The sequence below is a fragment of the Pseudoxanthomonas sp. PXM03 genome (assembly GCF_014852005.1).
Taxonomy (GTDB): Bacteria; Pseudomonadota; Gammaproteobacteria; order Xanthomonadales; family Xanthomonadaceae; genus Pseudoxanthomonas_A.
In genome coordinates this window covers 12,233-28,211 of the sequence record NZ_JACVAU010000006.1, presented here as the reverse complement: position 1 = coordinate 28,211, position 15,979 = coordinate 12,233, and the positions used below count along the sequence as shown (strand labels likewise).

16 protein-coding genes are annotated in these 15,979 nt (G+C 67.8%); 5 read left to right on the top strand and 11 right to left on the bottom strand.

Translation table 11 applies throughout. The features are described from left to right. Positions 1-64: 64 nt before the first annotated feature. The 3 genes from IB223_RS18510 to IB223_RS18500 form a co-directional block, all read right to left on the bottom strand. Positions 65-1,006, bottom strand: coding sequence for a hypothetical protein (locus IB223_RS18510; RefSeq protein ID WP_192203262.1), 942 nt, complete (start codon positions 1,004-1,006; stop codon positions 65-67). A 258-nt stretch (positions 1,007-1,264) separates the two neighbouring features. Further along, positions 1,265-1,990 (bottom strand): orotidine-5'-phosphate decarboxylase, encoded by a 726-nt coding sequence (pyrF, locus tag IB223_RS18505; protein ID WP_192203261.1) that lies wholly within the window; start codon positions 1,988-1,990, stop codon positions 1,265-1,267. After that, positions 1,987-2,895: a 5'-nucleotidase, lipoprotein e(P4) family gene (locus tag IB223_RS18500; protein ID WP_192203260.1), complete on the bottom strand. Its 909-nt coding sequence runs from the start codon at positions 2,893-2,895 to the stop codon at positions 1,987-1,989. The genes pyrF and IB223_RS18500 overlap by 4 nt, the downstream gene beginning before the upstream one ends. Before the next feature lie 117 nt (positions 2,896-3,012). On the opposite strand from IB223_RS18500, the gene IB223_RS18495 reads away from it, so the two are divergent. Next, positions 3,013-3,666, top strand: coding sequence for a DUF480 domain-containing protein (locus IB223_RS18495; protein WP_192203259.1), 654 nt, complete (start codon positions 3,013-3,015; stop codon positions 3,664-3,666). Positions 3,667-3,669: 3 nt separating this feature from the next. Here IB223_RS18495 and IB223_RS18490 read toward each other — a convergent pair whose 3' ends face one another. Beyond that, positions 3,670-4,212 carry a DinB family protein gene (locus tag IB223_RS18490; RefSeq protein ID WP_225591211.1) on the bottom strand — a complete coding sequence of 181 codons (543 nt, stop codon included), beginning with the start codon at positions 4,210-4,212 and terminating at the stop codon, positions 3,670-3,672. Positions 4,213-4,373: 161 nt separating this feature from the next. Here IB223_RS18490 and IB223_RS18485 point away from each other — a divergent pair, with 161 nt between their 5' ends. Continuing rightward, complete coding sequence (locus tag IB223_RS18485) at positions 4,374-4,994, top strand: hypothetical protein (RefSeq protein WP_192203258.1); 621 nt, start codon at positions 4,374-4,376, stop codon at positions 4,992-4,994. A gap of 16 nt (positions 4,995-5,010) precedes the next feature. Further along, positions 5,011-6,456 (top strand): DUF2235 domain-containing protein, encoded by a 1,446-nt coding sequence (locus tag IB223_RS18480; protein ID WP_192203257.1) that lies wholly within the window; start codon positions 5,011-5,013, stop codon positions 6,454-6,456. Between the two features lie 16 nt (positions 6,457-6,472). Here IB223_RS18480 and IB223_RS18475 read toward each other — a convergent pair whose 3' ends face one another. From IB223_RS18475 to IB223_RS18465, 3 genes are read right to left on the bottom strand one after another with little or no spacing between them, the layout of a single operon-like run. After that, the gene (locus IB223_RS18475; RefSeq protein ID WP_192203256.1) at positions 6,473-6,847 is read right to left on the bottom strand and encodes a VOC family protein; all 375 of its coding nucleotides are present in this window, start codon (positions 6,845-6,847) and stop codon (positions 6,473-6,475) included. A 34-nt stretch (positions 6,848-6,881) separates the two neighbouring features. After that, positions 6,882-7,268, bottom strand: coding sequence for a hypothetical protein (locus IB223_RS18470; RefSeq protein ID WP_192203255.1), 387 nt, complete (start codon positions 7,266-7,268; stop codon positions 6,882-6,884). 58 nt (positions 7,269-7,326) lie between these two features. After that, positions 7,327-9,303, bottom strand: a complete 1,977-nt coding sequence (locus IB223_RS18465) for a UvrD-helicase domain-containing protein (protein ID WP_192203254.1) — start codon at positions 9,301-9,303, stop codon at positions 7,327-7,329. A gap of 97 nt (positions 9,304-9,400) precedes the next feature. Here IB223_RS18465 and IB223_RS18460 point away from each other — a divergent pair, with 97 nt between their 5' ends. Both IB223_RS18460 and IB223_RS18455 read left to right on the top strand, forming a co-directional pair. After that, complete coding sequence (locus IB223_RS18460; protein WP_192203253.1) at positions 9,401-10,108, top strand: sel1 repeat family protein; 708 nt, start codon at positions 9,401-9,403, stop codon at positions 10,106-10,108. A gap of 31 nt (positions 10,109-10,139) precedes the next feature. Beyond that, positions 10,140-10,763 carry a thymidine kinase gene (locus tag IB223_RS18455; protein WP_192203252.1) on the top strand — a complete coding sequence of 208 codons (624 nt, stop codon included), beginning with the start codon at positions 10,140-10,142 and terminating at the stop codon, positions 10,761-10,763. A gap of 6 nt (positions 10,764-10,769) precedes the next feature. On the opposite strand, the gene IB223_RS18450 is transcribed toward IB223_RS18455, so the two are convergent. From IB223_RS18450 to IB223_RS18435, 4 genes are all read right to left on the bottom strand, one after another. Further along, positions 10,770-13,574 carry a serine/threonine-protein kinase gene (locus tag IB223_RS18450; protein WP_192203251.1) on the bottom strand — a complete coding sequence of 935 codons (2,805 nt, stop codon included), beginning with the start codon at positions 13,572-13,574 and terminating at the stop codon, positions 10,770-10,772. Between the two features lie 24 nt (positions 13,575-13,598). After that, positions 13,599-14,165 (bottom strand): ECF-type sigma factor, encoded by a 567-nt coding sequence (locus tag IB223_RS18445; protein ID WP_142122751.1) that lies wholly within the window; start codon positions 14,163-14,165, stop codon positions 13,599-13,601. A gap of 83 nt (positions 14,166-14,248) precedes the next feature. Then, positions 14,249-15,076: a bifunctional DNA-formamidopyrimidine glycosylase/DNA-(apurinic or apyrimidinic site) lyase gene (mutM, locus tag IB223_RS18440; protein WP_192203250.1), complete on the bottom strand. Its 828-nt coding sequence runs from the start codon at positions 15,074-15,076 to the stop codon at positions 14,249-14,251. Beyond that, positions 15,069-15,902 (bottom strand): ATP-binding cassette domain-containing protein, encoded by an 834-nt coding sequence (locus IB223_RS18435; protein ID WP_192203305.1) that lies wholly within the window; start codon positions 15,900-15,902, stop codon positions 15,069-15,071. Before IB223_RS18435 ends, mutM begins: the two co-directional genes overlap by 8 nt. Positions 15,903-15,979 lie beyond the last annotated feature (77 nt).

The window sequence follows — 15,979 nt, the reverse complement described above, 5'->3', positions numbered from 1 at the left end:
AACGGGACCGGCCAGGTGGGCCCCGCGACGGCAGCAGGGTTCTTGGGTGCGCGGATGCCACTGCCTAGGGCGTCGGGACGCCACTGCCCGGCGGCGGGCCCGGAGGGGTCTCGATTGCAGGTGGCGCGACCGGGGGCGCAGGCACTGCCTTCAGCACGTCCTCGGCATGGCGGAGGTAGTCGGTCAGGTACCACTGCCCGCCGCGCCGGGTCAGGCTGACCACGGTGTCGATCTCGCGTTCGGCCAGCGGATAGTGGATCCGCACCGTGGCGGTGCCGCCCTTCTGTTCGACCAGGCCGGTGCGCAGGTCGGCGAAGGTCGCATCCAGGGGCAGCCCGTAGCGGGCGAAGCTGGCCTTGGTCTCGATGAAGAAGGGCGTCAGCCGCTGCAGGCTGGCCTGCATGCCGGCCTGGCTCAGGGCGTCTTCGCTGGTCAGGCCGCTGGTGCGGGCGGCGGGTGCGAGCCGGGCCAGCGTGGTCCGTGCCAGCGCCGGGTCGCCCAAGGGCGCCTGTTGCGCCCACTCGCCCAGCGCGGCGATGACCTGCGCGTAGTGGTCGCGTTCTTCCTGCGTGTAGTCGCCTTCGTTCTTCACATACTGCACGCCGAACAGGCCCAGCGTGCGCGCGGCCTCCTTCAGGTCCCGGTCCTGCCGCCCGAACTGTCGGTCGAAGCTGCGTTGCAGGGTCTTTTCCGAATCCTTTGCGGCCAGCGCGGCCAGCATCGGCACCAGCTTGTCGTCCAGCGGCAGCTCGGTCAGCGGCCAGCGACTGTGGCCCTGTCGCCAGGCAGCGTCCAACCGTGCATGCACGTCAGCGGGAACGGCGTCGCGCGCGAAGGCCGCCAGGTCGTTGCGCTGCAGGTGGGTTGCCAACTGGCGCACGGCGGCAGCGGGTTCGCTGGCGGCGCCGGCGAGCTCTTCGGGTTCGCGTTTGCAGGCGGCCAGCAGGACAAGCGACAGCCCGAAGGCGGCCAGCGCGCGCAGCAGGGACGCGGACGGCGTGGACATGATGCGGTGACTCCCCAGTCTTCCCGCATCTTCACGTCAGTCGGGGGAGGGCGGCAAGCATGGCCGTCGCAACTTGCCTTGCGGGCAATAAAAAAGGAGGCCGGGTGTCTTGCGACCCCGCGGACCTCCTGAAGTCCGGCCGAAGCCGGAGGACGAAGTGTTGTGGCACATCTCCGGCCCAAGGGCCGGATGGACACAGCCTACCTGCGCCCGAATGCTAAGGCAATACCTGAAATAACTCGATTTATCTTATTGATTTTATTGAAGCGCCTGGGCGATCTCGGCCTGAATGGCCTCGGCCGCCGAGCGCGGATCGCTCGCCTTGCTGATCGGCCGGCCCACCACGATCGCGTCCGCGCCCAGCGCGAACGCGTGGGCCACGCCGACGGTGCGCTTCTGGTCATCGCCTGCCGACCCCCCCGGACGGATGCCGGGACAGACGATGGAGAAATCGGGACCGGTGGCGGCGCGGATCATGCCGGCCTCCTGGCCGGAGCAGATCACGCCATCAATGCCGGCACCCTGCGCCGCAAGCGCGCGCTGGACGACGATCCCGGCCGGATCATCGGTGGCGATGCCCATGGCGCGCAGGTCGCCGCCGTCCATCGAGGTCAGCACGGTCACCGCGAGCAGCCGCAGGTCGCCGCCCCGGGCCTCGGCGGCGGCTTCCATCATCCCGGCGTGCCAGCCATGGATGGTCGCGTAGGTCACCGGCCAGCGCGACAGGCCGCGGATCACGCCGGCCACGGTGGCGGGGATGTCGAAGAACTTCAGGTCGACGAACACGCGCTTGTCGCGGCGGGCGAGCTCGTCCAGCACGGTGAAGTAGTCGCCGCTGGCCAGCAGCTCCATGCCGATCTTGTAGAACTGCACCGCATCGCCCAGCCGGTCCACCCACGCCAGCGCATCGGCGCCGGACGGCGCGTCCAGCGCGAAGATCAGGCGTTCGCGTGGCGTCAGCGCGACCGGGCCGCGCGTATTCATGGCGCGTAGTCCAGTGCGTCGCGCTTGGCTTGCGTGCGGGCGGTCGGCGGCTGGTCCCAGGCGTTGTTGAACAGCGCCGGTTCCCACGAGCCGTAGGTCGGGTTGGGCAGCATCCACCAGCGCTCGCCGAACCAGTCGTCGTATTCGTCGAACAAGGCCTGGCGGCCGTCGCGGGTGTTGGCTTCCACCTGCACGAAGTCACCGATCTGGTCGCCGAACTGCATCAGCACGCGGTACTGCTGCCCGGCCAGGCGGCGGCGGCAATTCTTCTCGCTGCCGTTCTGCTCGCAGCCTTGCAGCACCGTGCCCAGGCCGAGGAACACGCTGTCGTCGGCGACCGGCAGTCCGGCCTCGCGCAGGTTGGCCAGCGTCGCTTCCTTCAGGTGCACCGCGCGGTTGGAGATGTACAGGATGGTCACACCCTTCTCCGCAGCGGCCTTGGCGAAATCCACCACGCCCGGCAGCGGCTTGGCCTTCTTCTCGGCGACCCACTGGTCCCAGCTGATCTCGTCGTACTCCTTGCCGTCGCGGATCAGGCGGGCCTGGTAGGGCGAGTTGTCCAGTACCGTCTCGTCCACGTCCATCACCACGGCCGGCTTCAGGCCGGTGGCGGCGTTGCCGCGCTCGTCGGGCACCAGCGCATCCCAGTTCTTTTCCTTCAGTGCGGCATCCAGGTGGTCGGCAGCGGCGCGGAAGGTCTGGGTGGTGATGGCGCGGTATTCCACCGAGGTCTGCACCCACGCCACCGCGTTGAGGTTGTCGTGCGCGCCGGTGGGCTTCGCCGGTATCGTGGTCGTGGGAGGTGCCGCAGCGTCGGCGGGCGCAGCTGCGGGTTCGGTGCGCTTGCACGCGGACAGGGTCAGCAACGAGGCCGCCAGGCCGGCGGCAAGCAGGGAAACGCGCATGGGCAATCCGGTCTTCTAGGTGCGTGGATTCTAACGGACCTGTGTTGCAGTCGGTGTCCGGCGCCGTCCGGGACACGGGTTATCCTGCATGCCCTCGCATCCGACAACTGTTTCCCCATGGAAGACACCGCGCCCGTACTGAATGCCGCCGAGGCCCGTTTGCTGGGCTGCCTGATCGAGAAGGAAGCCACCACGCCGGAGACCTATCCGCTGACGGTCAACGCCGCGCAGGTCGCGGCCAACCAGAAGACCGCGCGCGATCCGGTCATGGCGCTGGACCATGGCGCGGTGAACCACGCGTTGCGTCAGCTGGAGCAGAAGGGGTTGGCGAAGCAGGTGTTCTCCTCGCGCGCCGAACGCTACGAGCATCGAACGGCGGCCTTCTTCGGCATTCCGCAACAGCAGGCGGCGCTGCTGGGCTTGCTGATGCTGCGCGGCGCACAGACCGTGCACGAACTGCTCGCGCGCAGTGAGCGGCTGAGCAAGTTCGCCGATGCCGATGACGTGCGCCATCACCTCGAACGCCTGATCCAGCGCGAGCCTGCGCTGGTCGTGCAGATCCCGCGCGGGCCCGGCCAGCGGGAAGATCGTTACATGCACCTGCTCAGTGGACCGGTGGACGTGGCGGCGATCGCGGCACGGCTGCCGTCGGCATCGCTCGCCGGCGAACCCGCGAATGCAGAACTCGAAGCACGCGTCGCGGCCCTGGAGGGCGAGGTCGCCGCCTTGCGCGAACAGGTGGCCGGCCTGCTCGCGACGCGCGAAAGCTGAGCGTCAGCCTTCTTCCGGTACCAACGCCAGCAGATCGGTCACGCCCACATCCACGCCTGCCTGCGACAGCAGCGTGGTGACCTGTCCACGGTGATGGGTCTGGTGGTTGAACAGGTGCGTGAGCAGGCCTTCGACGCTGCGCGTGAAGGCCGTTCCCTTCGTGTTGATGTAGGTCAGGCGGGCTGACAACTGTGCCGGCGTGAGGGTGTCCACCCATCGCAGGATCAGGGTGTCCAGCCAATCGCGTCGCTGGCGCAGCACGGAAAGCGTCTGGTACGGCATGGCATCCAGCGCCGTCGGCATCGGCGTGTCGTCCAGCGCCGCAAGCACTGCGGCAGCGCCGGGCGCAGCAGCGAACCGCTTGAGCCAGATCGTGTCGGTGACGACCAGATGGTTGAGCGTACCGAGGATGGAGCCGAAGAAGGCGCCGCGATCCGCAGCCAGCGTGTCATGCGGCAATGTCGCCGCCGCATCGTACAGGCGCCGGTTCATCCATTGGTTGTACGACGCCAGCAGTGTCAATCGTGCATCGCTCGCCATGTTCATGCTTGCCCCAGTGCATATCACATTCCTACTTTCGCACTGATCGCATCATCTGGCGCGCGAGAAATGAGAGAGCAGGTTCATGTGAATGCCTTCCAGCGATGATTGCAGGCACCGCCAACCCAAGCTAACGTCGGCATTGCCGACAGGCCAGGAATGCCATCATGGAACGACGCCTTCTCCGGAGCCTCGCTACCAGCGCGCTGATCTCCGTTGCCACGACAGGATGCCACGCCACCATGTCCACATCGACCTCATCCGGTCCTTCTTCAGCGCTGCCGGAGGGCCACTACACCAACGTCGGCGCCGAATGGCCGCTGAAGTTCAGGGCGCATTATTTTGGTATATCGACGTACAGCACCTATGGCTGTCGCGTGGAATACGCGGGTCGAGTACGCGCCGATGAGCCAGCGGATCGGCTGCAGTCGTCATCGGAAGCGCCGGGATCCCGCTATCCCGACAACATGACGGCAGGCGCGGGCCCCATCGGTAACTTTCCCCCACCGGCGAAAGTCACCTGGCGCTCGAAGGATGGCACCGCACTCCAGGCGGAAATCGATATCGGTGAGATTTTCAAGGATGGCGTGATCCGCCACCATGTGGCGCGGGAGGATGCACTCGACCCTGCATCGAGTGGGACGCCCGGGATCATCCTCGAGGTCAACGACCGCACCATCAACGTTTACATGCGCGCCATGATCGCGTTGAAGAAACCCCGTTTTGCGGATCGCCCGCACAGCGACTTTCGCGATGATCTGATCAAGGTGTTCAGTCGGACGTATTGAGCAGGGAGTGCTCGTCATGGGTTCAGGGCAGCAGTCGAAGCATCGTGATGGCGGGGTTGACGCGGACTTGGCGGGAAACCCGGGTAGAGAAAGCTACCGTCGCGCAGAAGAAGACCTGTTGCAGGTTCGTGTCCCTGTCTTTCTCCATGAAGACATGCCGAACGAAAGGCTGTATGTGGCGGCGATGGACGGCACCGGCAACAGCATGTTCGACGACAACCCGGAAGGGTGGAGTGTCGTAGCGAAGATCCACCAGCAAGTCAGGGGGCTGCAGGACGAAGGCATCAGCAACATTGCGACGGGCTACGTGGAGGGCACCTATACCCAGAATGGTCTGGCGAGGAAGCCTGAAAAGCTGTGGGACGGCCGCTTCGGCCATACTTTCGACGAGCGGGTCGAGACGGCCTATCTGCAGCTTTGCGAGCAGGCCAAGAAATGGCTCGATGAAGATCCCCGGGGGCAGATCCGGATTGCGGGCGTGGGTTTCAGTCGTGGTGGGGAGGGAATTGCGGCTCTGGAGCGCATGGTGCACGAGCGAGGCATCCGCGACCCGTTGGGTGCCAAGGTAGAGCGTGGCGCGGAAAATCTCGTCGTGAGTATCCGGTACGCAGACCGTCCCCTGCTCGTGGAGCCTGGCAAAACGCCGCAAGTCGCATTGCTCTTCGACCCCGTGTCGACGGGGGTCGAGGAGCACGACCGGCGCCTTCCGCCCTCGACGTTGTCCACCTTGCAGATCACGGCACAACATGAGCGCCGCGATCTTTTCCCATCCAGCGAGCATGTGCCGTCGGGTTTCAGCGAAGATCATCGCAACTACAACGCATGGGTGGCGGGCAGCCATAGCGACATCGGCGACACGTATCAACGCAACGGCCTCGGCTCGCTGAGCTTCAATCTCGGCGTGGAGTTCTTCAACCGGCTGAGTGACCAGCCCTATCTGGAGAAACGACCCGTTCCCGAGGACGCAGCGCAGTTCGTCATCCACCGCTCCGACCAGCACATGGGCGGCATGTACGGCACGCGCGGTTACGACCGGGACGGCGTGCGCGACCATGTGGACACGCTGGCGCCGGAACAGCTTTGCCGGCGCAGCGTGATCGACGACTGCAACCGCAAGGAGCCGATCGACGAGGCACTCGATGCGCGGGTCGAACGCCGCACCGGGACATCGTTGCAAGCGCCAGAGAAGGCCGAGGGTGGACATGTCGACGTGGCTGGGGATCGCGCCACCTGGCCCGGGCTGAATGAGATCGTGGAGCAGGTGTCACGGGCACGGGCGACGAACGGAGGAGACCCGATGGCAGCCGTCGTCAGCGAATACCTCCGCGGCCCATGGGCCCGTCAGTTCCAGGCGGATGTCGCGAGGGAACTGGCAGCGCGGGAGCAGCAGCCGCTGCACGTGGCGCCCCCACAGCCGTCACCCGCTGAATCCTCCCGCGAGCCGCACGCGCTGGTGCGTTGAGCGCGCTCGGCGCGGGTCAGCGTTTCTCTTCCATCAACCCCACCAGGTTGCCGTCCGGATCGCGCAGGAAGCCGGTCCAGAGTTCGTGGTCCGGCATGCGGGCGGCGAGTTGCGGTGGCCGCTCCTCCGTCGCGCCGCGCGCGACCAGCGCCGCCTGGGTGGAGACGATGTCCTGCACCGTGAAGTAGAGGATCGAGTTCGCGCCCACCGCACCGGCACCCTGCGGCGTGGTCAGCATCAGCCGTACGCCACCGGCATCGAGGAATGCCAGCTGTGCTGCGGGCTGGAACAGGAACGCCAGCCCCAGTGCATCGCGATAGAAGCCCAGCGCGGCCTCCACATCGCTGACGGTGATCGCGATCTGACGGATCTCGGACAGGTGCGGTGTCATCGGCGTGCCTTGTCGGTAAGTCGAAGGGAAGACATCACCCGGGGCGTCGGCTGCTGCGCAGCAGGAAGAGGCTGCCGATGAGCATGCCGACCAGGGCCGTTGCCAATCCCAGCCCGAGGCCCACGGCCACATCGGCAACGGCCAGGCCGGGGCCTTCCACGCCATGGCGGGCATCCAGTCCGAGCCGCACGAGGACTGCGGCCGGCACCGCCATCGCGATCAGCAGCCATAGCGGCAGGAAACGTCCGGTGCCGAATGCGCGCAGCAGCATGGCCACCACGCCGACCGCCACCAGCCCTGGACCGTAGAGGGCGCGCGGCAAGCCGGCGAGTTCCGGCGCGAGTTGCCAGTAGGGGAAGCCCACACCGACGAAGGCGATCAGGAATCCGACCCACCGCCATATCCTGCTGTCGCGTGTCATGTCGCGCTCCGCCTGCCTGCGATGCCGCGCAGCGTAGCGCAAGCGCGGGCGGCGTGGGTCAGTCGAACATCGCCTGGATCGCAGCCAGGCCGGCGCTGGCACGTTCTTTCTTGCGTTCCGCATCGGCGGCGGGATCGGCGCCATCGCGCTGAAGTTCGTCGGCAGGCAGTTCGTCGATGAAGCGGCTGGGCTGCAAGCGCAGGCGTTCGCCGAAGCGGCGCGTCTCGCGATTGTGGCTCAGCCACAGCTGTTCCTTCGCGCGGGTGATGCCCACGTACATCAGGCGCCGCTCTTCCTGCAGGTTGCCTTCCTCCACGCTGGTCTCGTGCGGCAGCGTGCCGTCCTCGCAACCCACGATGAAGACGTAGCGGAACTCCAGTCCCTTCGCCGCGTGCAGGCTCATCAGACGCACCTGGTTGCCGCCGTCATCCTTGTCGTTACGCGACAGCAGCGCGAGTTGCGCGGCCAGGTCGCCGGCGGAACTGCCACGCGGTCCGCCCTCGAACCAGTCGGCCAGTTCATCCAGGTTGGCGCGGCGACGCTGGAACGAGGCTTCGTCCTTGCACTGCGCGCGCAGGTCGGCCAGCAGGCCGGAGCGTTCGCTCAGGCGGCGCACCAGATCGGCTGGCGGCAGTTCCTCGGCGTGGCGGCGCAGGTCGCGCACGATGTCGACGAAGGCGCTGAGGCCATTGGCCGCACGCGGCGGCAAGGCCTTCAGCGCGCCCATCGATTCGGCCGCGCGCGACAACGGCAAGTGCGCGTGCTGTGCCATCTCGGCCAGCTTCGCCAGCGATGTCGCACCGACTTCGCGCTTGGGCGACTGCACGGCACGCAGGAAGGCGGCGTCATCGTCCGGGTTCACCAGCAGGCGCAGCCACGACATCGCGTCCTTCACTTCCTGCCGTTCCAGGAATGCGGTGCCGCCGGTCAGGTGGTAGGGGATGCGCAGCAGCTGCAACGCCTTCTCCAGCGCGCGCGACTGGTGGTTGCCGCGGAACAGGATGCAGAAGTCGCTCCACGCTGCGCTCTTGGACGCATGCACGAACGATATCTCCGCAGCGACCTTCTCCGCCTCGTGCTCGTTGTCGCGACATTCCCACACACGGATGCGCTCGCCATCCGCCTGGTCGCTCCACAGCTTCTTGGGGTGCTCGTGCGGGTTGTTGGCGATCAGCGCATTCGCCGCGCGCAGCACGCGGTTGCTGCAACGGTAGTTCTGCTCCAGCTTGACGATCTGCAGTGCCGGGTAGTCCTTCGCCATCTGCAGCAGGTTGTCGGGGTTCGCGCCGCGCCACGCATAGATGCTCTGGTCGTCGTCGCCCACGCAGGTGAAGTCGCCGCGCTCGCCGGCGATCGCCTTCAGCAGGCGGTATTGCGCGTCGTTGGTGTCCTGGCATTCGTCGACCAGCAGGTAGCCGATGCGTTCGCGCCACGCCGCGGTGATCTCGGGATTGTTCTCCAGGATCTGCACCGGCAGGCGGATCAGGTCGTCGAAGTCCACTGCGTTGAACGTGGTCAGCCGGTCCTGGTAGCGCTGGTACAGCAGTGCGGCTTCCTTTTCGCGGTTGGTGCGTGCTTCGGCAAGGGCCTCTTCGGGCGACAGGCCGGCGTTCTTCGCGCGGGAGATCAGGTTCTTCGCCGCTTCCACGTCGTCGGGCTTGGCGCCATACATCAGGTCCTTGACCTGTGCGCTGGCGTCGTCTGCGTCGAAGATGGAGAAGCCGCGCTTCAGGCCCACCGCCGCGTGTTCGATCTGCAGGAACTTCAGCCCCAGCGCATGGAACGTGCAGATGGTCAGCCCTTCGGCCGCGTCGCCCTTGATCCGCTTGGACACGCGCTCGCGCATTTCCTTGGCGGACTTGTTGGTGAAGGTGATCGCCGCGATCCGGCGCGCCGGGAAATGGTTGCCGGCGATCAGGTGCGCGATCTTCTCCACGATGACGCGCGTCTTGCCGCTGCCGGCACCCGCGAGCACGAGCAGGGGGCCCTTGCTGTGAAGGACGGCGGCGCGTTGGGGGGGGTTGAGACCGTGCATGGGAGTACTTCTGCGTAGGCCATCAGTTTACAGACAACGGCGCCCTGCTTCTCCTAGCATGTCGACACTCCAGGCTTCCGGATGCAGGCGTATCGCCATGAATGCCCTCCGTTGCTGTGTGCTGGTCATGGTGGCCCTGTTGCCGATGCGGCCGGCGACGGCCCAGGAGCCGAAGCTCGATCAGGCGGTGTTGACCGAAGGCTTCCTGGCCGCGCACCCGGACCTGCGCTGGCGGTCGGAGGGCGCGCGCGCTTACGAACGGCAGGACTATGCCGGCGCGCTGGAACGGTTCAAACGCGCGGCTTTCCATGCCGACAAGCCCTCGCAGGCGATCATCGCGGACATGTACTGGCAGGGCACCGGCGTCGCGCAGGATCGCGCCATCGCCTACGCATGGATGGACATCGCGGCCGAGCGGCTCTATCCGGACTTCCTCGCCCAGCGCGAGTTCTACTGGGCGCGGCTGGACGACGTGCAGCGCAAGGAGGCCATCGAGCGCGGGCAGGCGATCCTGGCCGAATACGGCGACGAGGCGGCCAAGCCGCGGCTGGAGAAGATCCTGCGGCGGGCCACGCGCAGCATGACCGGCAGCCGCGTCGGCTACGTAGGCAACCTCACCATCATTCCCCACACCGGGCCGCTGGCCGGCACCGGCATGACGGTGCGGGGCGACCAGTACTACGACCGCAAGTACTGGCAGCCCGAGCACTACTGGCGGCTGCAGGACGCGATCTGGAAGGCGCCCATGAGGGGCAAGGTCGACGTGGGCGAGGTGGAGCCGGTGAAGGCGCCCGAAGGCGGATAAGCGGGAAGCCCGCCCGTTTTACAATGGCGGCATGGCCAAGCTCTATTTCTACTATTCGGCGATGAACGCCGGGAAGACCACCACGCTGCTGCAGTCGGCGCACAACTACCGCGAGCGCGGCATGCGCGTGGCGATCCTGACCCCGCGGCTGGATGACCGTGCGGGAGCCGGCGTGGTGGCGTCGCGCATCGGGCTGCGTGCGGATGCAGTAGCGTTCGAGCGCGAGGATGACCTCGAACGCCTGATTCGCGATGACATCGCCGCGCACGGCAAGCTCGACTGCGTGCTGGTGGACGAAGCGCAGTTCCTCAGTCGCGCGCAGGTCTGGCAACTCAGCGAAGTGGTGGACGCGCTGCGCATCCCCGTGCTGTGTTACGGCCTGCGTACCGATTTCCGCGGCGAGTTGTTCGAGGGCAGCCAGTACCTGCTGGCCTGGGCGGACGAGATGAGCGAGATCAAGACCATCTGCCACACCGGCAAGAAGGCGATCATGACCGTGCGGGTCAACGATCAGGGACTCGCCGTGCAGGATGGGCCGCAGGTGGAGATCGGCGGCAACGAACGCTATGTGTCAGTCAGCCGCGCCGAGTTCAAGAAGATCGCGCGCGGCGAGGGTCGCATCGATCCGCAACAGCCCGGGTTGCCGCTGGAGTGAACGGCCTCAGCGACAGGCGGCGCGCAGGTCGGCGACCTCGCGCGGAATGATGCCGCCGTCGGGCAGCGCGCTGCGCAGTTCTCCCGCCAGGGCATCCAGCTCACGACGCGCGCGCTCCTTCTCGCCCATGCCGCAACGCGCTTCGGCCAGATAGGCCCGTGCGAGCCAGCGCAGCTTGGGCGCTTCGCTGCCGCCGCCCTCGTGGCGCGTCAGTCCTTCCAGCGGGGCGATGGCGTCCTGCGGCCGCCCCAGCCGCGTCTGGTGGCGGGCCATGGACAGTTCGGCGAACCAGGTGCGCGGATGCTCCGGACCGAAACCCACGCGGGTCAGGCGCACGGCCCGGTCGAAGCGTTCGCTGGCGCTTCGCAGGTCGCCCTTGGCCGCCAGCACTTCGCCGATCATGCGATCCGTCTCGCCGATCAGCGCATGGCTGGCTCCGATGGTCGTCACCCGCATCTGCCGCGATTCTTCCAGTGCCGCGAGCGCCTCGTCGTGGCGGCCGGCGCTGTGCAGCACCATGCCGTAGTTGAACAGCCCACCGGGCAGGATCTGCAGGCTCTCGTTGCTGCGCCAGATGGCGACGGCCCGGGCGACATTGCGTACCGCCGTGTCGTTGTCGCCGCGCTCCCAGGCGATGATGCCCATCGAGTTCCAGCTCGATGCCGTGTCGCGATGCTGCGGGCCCAGCGACTCCAGCGTCATCGCGTGCAGGCGGCGGAGTTCCTCGTCGGCTTCGCGCAAACGGCCCAGGTCGACCTGCACGGCGGCGATATGGCGGCGCAGGGCCTGGGTGAGCGGATGACGCGCGCCGTGGATGTCCTCGGACAGCTCGCGCGCGTGCTGGAACGAGGCCAGCGCCGCATCCGTATCGCCGCGGTTGCGGTACAGCAACGCCAGGCTGCGCTGGATCTCGATGGCCAGCGTATGACGTGCATGGCCGTGTGCCTGCAGGTGTGCCAGTGCGGCGCGGTAGCCGCGCGCGCCGGCGTCGGCGTTGCCCAGCTCGACATCCAGCTGGGCCAGGTCGCGCATGTTCTCCGCAACGCCCGCTTCGTCCTTCAGGCTGCGGCGGATCTCCAGTGAGCCGTCGAACATCTGACGCGCCACCTGCTTCTCGCCGGCGTCGGCACGGCAGCGTCCGTTCTGCGACCGGAATTCGGCCACCGGAAGCGGCAGCCGGGAATCGAGCGATGCCAGCCGCGCCTCCATCGGCGCCATCACCTGCACGCATTGGCGCGAACGTCCGAGCAGGCGCAGCACGCGCCCGTGCTGGGTCGCGGCCTGCAGGCGCAGGCTGTCGGGCGCATCGTTCGCTGCCGCGAGTACCCGCGCCTGCTTTTCCAGCAGCGCCAGCGATTCGTGGTAGTCGCCCAGGCCCAGCCGCAGGCGGGCGATCACGCCCAGCAGCTCGGCCTGGGCGCGCGGCTGGTTGGCGAGTTCGCGAGCGCCGCGCCGTTCGCCGGCCGCCAGCAGTTCGCGCGCATCGAAGGTGTTGCCCTGCTGCGACGCGCTGGCGTTGTCGAACAGGCCGATCACGAAGTTCTGCATGGCCTGCGCACGCGCCGCCTCGCGCATCGCCTGGCGGCCCTGCCAGATGCTCACCGCCAGCGCGGTCAGCAGCACCGCAGCCGCCAGCCCGCCGAAGGCCAGTGTCCAGCGCTGCCGGATGAGGTACTTGTGCAGCCGATAGCCCATGCTCTGGGGACGCGCCAGCACGGGACGCCCCTCGATGTGCCGCCGCAGGTCCTGCGACATCGCCTCGACGGACGGATAGCGCTGCTCCGGTGCCTTCTGCAAGGCCTTCAGCGCGATGTTGTCCAGGTCGCCGGCCAGCCTGCGGGCATTGCGGCGGGCATCCGGACACCGGCTGCGGCTGCCATCGGTGGTACGCAGCGTCGCCACCGAGGGTTTCAACGGTTCGACGGCGAGGATCGCCTGCTCCCATTCGGCGTCGGTCTGCCGGCGCAGGCGGTAGGGCTTGGTGTCCGCGATCAGTTCGTACAGCACCACGCCCAGCGAGTACACGTCGGTCATGGTGGTGACGAGCTCGCCGCGTACCTGCTCCGGCGCCGCGTAGTGCAGGGTGAAGGCGCGCACCTCGGTGCGTGGATGCACGGGGGCGGGCTCCGGATCGTCGAGCAGCTTGGCGATGCCGAAGTCCAGCAGGCGCACCTCGCCGTTGGGCGTGACGAGGATGTTGGAGGGCTTGAGGTCGCGGTGGACGATCAGGTTCGCGTGCGCGTGGCTGACGGCCGCACAGATCTGCAGGAACAGGGTCAGCCGGGCGTCCAGGCCGATGTTGTTGGCCAGGCAGTAATCGGTGATCGACACGCCTTCCACGTATTCCAGTGCCAGGTACGGCTGGCCTTCGCCACCGATGCCGGCGTCCAGCAGGCGCGCGATGTTCGGATGCTCCAGGCGCGCGAGGATTTCGCGTTCGCGGGTGAAGCGCAGGCGCAGGTTGGGATCGGCCAGGCCGGGGCGCAGCAGCTTCAGCGCGACGCGGCGCTGGTACAGGCCGTCCGCGCGCGAGGCCAGCCACACCATGCCCATGCCGCCTTCGCCCAGCATCGATTCCAGCTGGTAGGGCCCCACGCGCATGCCGGGCTTCAGCTGGCCCGGTTTGTCGACCAGGGGCTGGTCGATGAAGTCGTCGCCTTCTTCTTCCAGGGCGAGCAGTTTCTCCAGCTCGCGGGCGGCGTCGGGATCGTCGGCGCGCAGGATTTCCAGCTGTTGCGCGCGCGCGTCCGGGTCAAGCTCCAGCAGGACGTCCAGCAGCGGGGACAGGCGTTGCCAGCGTTCGGCGTCCATCGCAGGGGGCGCGCAGTACGGGTCTCAGCTGTCCTGCATGACCGACAGCAGGAACATGCGCGCCTTCTGCCAGTCGCGCCGGATGCTGCGTTCGGAGCGCTGCAGCAGTTCGGCGATCTCCAGCTCGGACAGGCCGGCGAAATAGCGCATCTCCACCACCTGCGCCAGGCGCTCGTCGGCGGAAGCCAGCTTCTCCAGCGCGTCGTTCAGCGCCAGCATGTCTTCGTCCAGGCGCAGGTTGCCTTCCACTTCCTCGGGGATGTCCGCCACGCGCTTGAGGTCGCCGCCGCGCTTGCGCGCCAGCCGGCTGCGGGCGTAGTCCACCACCACGCTGCGCATCGACGAGGCGGCGTAGGCGAAGAAGTGCGCGCGGTCCTCGAATTTGGCCGTGCCGGTGGAGCCGAGCAGCTTCAGGTAGGACTCGTGCACCAGCGCGGTCGCATCCAGCGTGTAGCCGTGCTGGCCAGACAGCTGGCGGCGCGCCATGGTGTGCAGTTCCTGGTAGAGCGTGGCCAGCACGCGGTCCAGCGCGGCGCGATCGCCGCTGCGGGCCGAGTCCAGCCACAAGGTGATGTCAGGTGCGTCGGCCATCCGTCTTCCCCACGAGCCAAGGGCGCGAATATAACGTCATTTCTCTCACATGACGTGATCGTGGCGGGGGGCCGCCCGGGTCGTCAGCGCTGGCAGTACCCGCACCAGACCGTGGTCCGCTGGCCGATGGTGGCCTGCTTCATCGCCCGGCCGCAGCGCGGGCAGGCTTCGCCGCCCCGACCGTATGCCGACAGTTCCTGCTCGAAATACCCCGGTGCACCGTCCGGATCGAGGAAATCCCGCAGCGTGGTCCCGCCGCGGGTGATGGCATAGGCGAGGATGTCCTTCACGGCCGCCGCCAGCGCCACGTAGCGCTCCCGCGACACCTTGCCGGCTGCGCGCAGCGGTGAGATGCCGGCGCGGAACAGGCTTTCCGCCGCGTAGATGTTGCCCACGCCCACGACCACGGCCTGGTCCATCAGGAAGGTCTTGACGGGCGCCCGTCGGCCGCGACTGAGCGCGAACAGGTAGTCGCCGTCGAACGCGTCCGACAACGGCTCCGGCCCCAGCCCCTGCAGCAGCGGATGCACCTGGCCGACGGGCTGCCACAGCAGGCAGCCGAAGCGCCGGGGGTCGGTGAAGCGCAGCACGCGGCCGGACCTGCCACGTTCGCCGTCCAGCGCGATGTCCACGTGGTCGTGCGCGCCGACCGGAGTGGTGGCCGGCAGCACGCGCAGGCTGCCGGACATGCCCAGGTGCAGCACGGCGCTGCCTGCGGCGGTGTCCATCAGCAGGTACTTCGCACGGCGCCGGACGGCATCGATGCGCTGGCCGGGCAGTTCGCGCGCCACTTCCGGGGGAATCGGCCAGCGCAGGTCGGGCCTGCGCAACGTCACCGCCTGGATGCGGCGGCCCTCCACGTGGGGCGCCAGGCCACGGCGGGTGGTTTCGACCTCGGGCAGCTCAGGCATGGGCGGGCATCGCGGTGTAGAAGCCGCCTTCGTGACGCACCTGGATCGGTCCGCCGAAGGTCTGGCTCAGTTGCGCATCCGTCAGCGTCGTGGCGCGGTCGCCGTCGGCATGGACCGTGCCGTTGCGAAGCAGCAGCACACGGTCTATCTCCGGAATGATCTCCTCGATGTGGTGCGTCACCAGCACCAGAGTAATGCCGCGCTGTGCCAGGCTGCGCATCAGGTCCAGGAAGTGCTGCCGTGCGACCAGGTCCAGGCCGGCGGTGGGTTCGTCCAGCAGCAGCGCGTCCGGCTCGTGCACCAGCGCCCGCGCGATCAGCACGCGACGCATCTCGCCCGTCGACAGTTCCGCCACCTGGCGGTCGGCCAGCGGGATCGCGCGCACCTGCTCCAGTGCGTGCCGTGCACGGGCGCGCATGCCGGGGTCCACCTGCCGGTGCGGGGGGACCGCGAAGCTGGAGAAGAAGCCCGTCACCACGGCGTCCTCCACACGCAGGTACGGCATCTGCTGCAGGTCGCGGGTCAGGTCGCTGGTGACCAGGCCGAGGCGGTTGCGCAGTTCGTTCACGTTCCAGCGTCGCAGGCCGAACACCTTCACCGGCGCGTCGCCCTCGCGTGCGAGGGGATACAACTCGCGATTGATCAGCTTGATGAACGTCGATTTGCCACAGCCGTTCGGGCCGAGGAGGGCCGTGTGCTGGCCCAGCGGAATGCTCAGCGACAGGTCGTGCAGAACGCGCGTGGCGCCGCGCACCACGGTGGCGCGATCAAGCTCGAACAGGGGCGCGGCGAACGTGGCCGCAGAGGTGGACGCTGGCAGGTTCATCATGGAGCGGGGGTCGAATGCCGGTGCAGCGTACCCCAATATCCGCGACCGACGAGGGCCGCGCGATACCGGCGCCG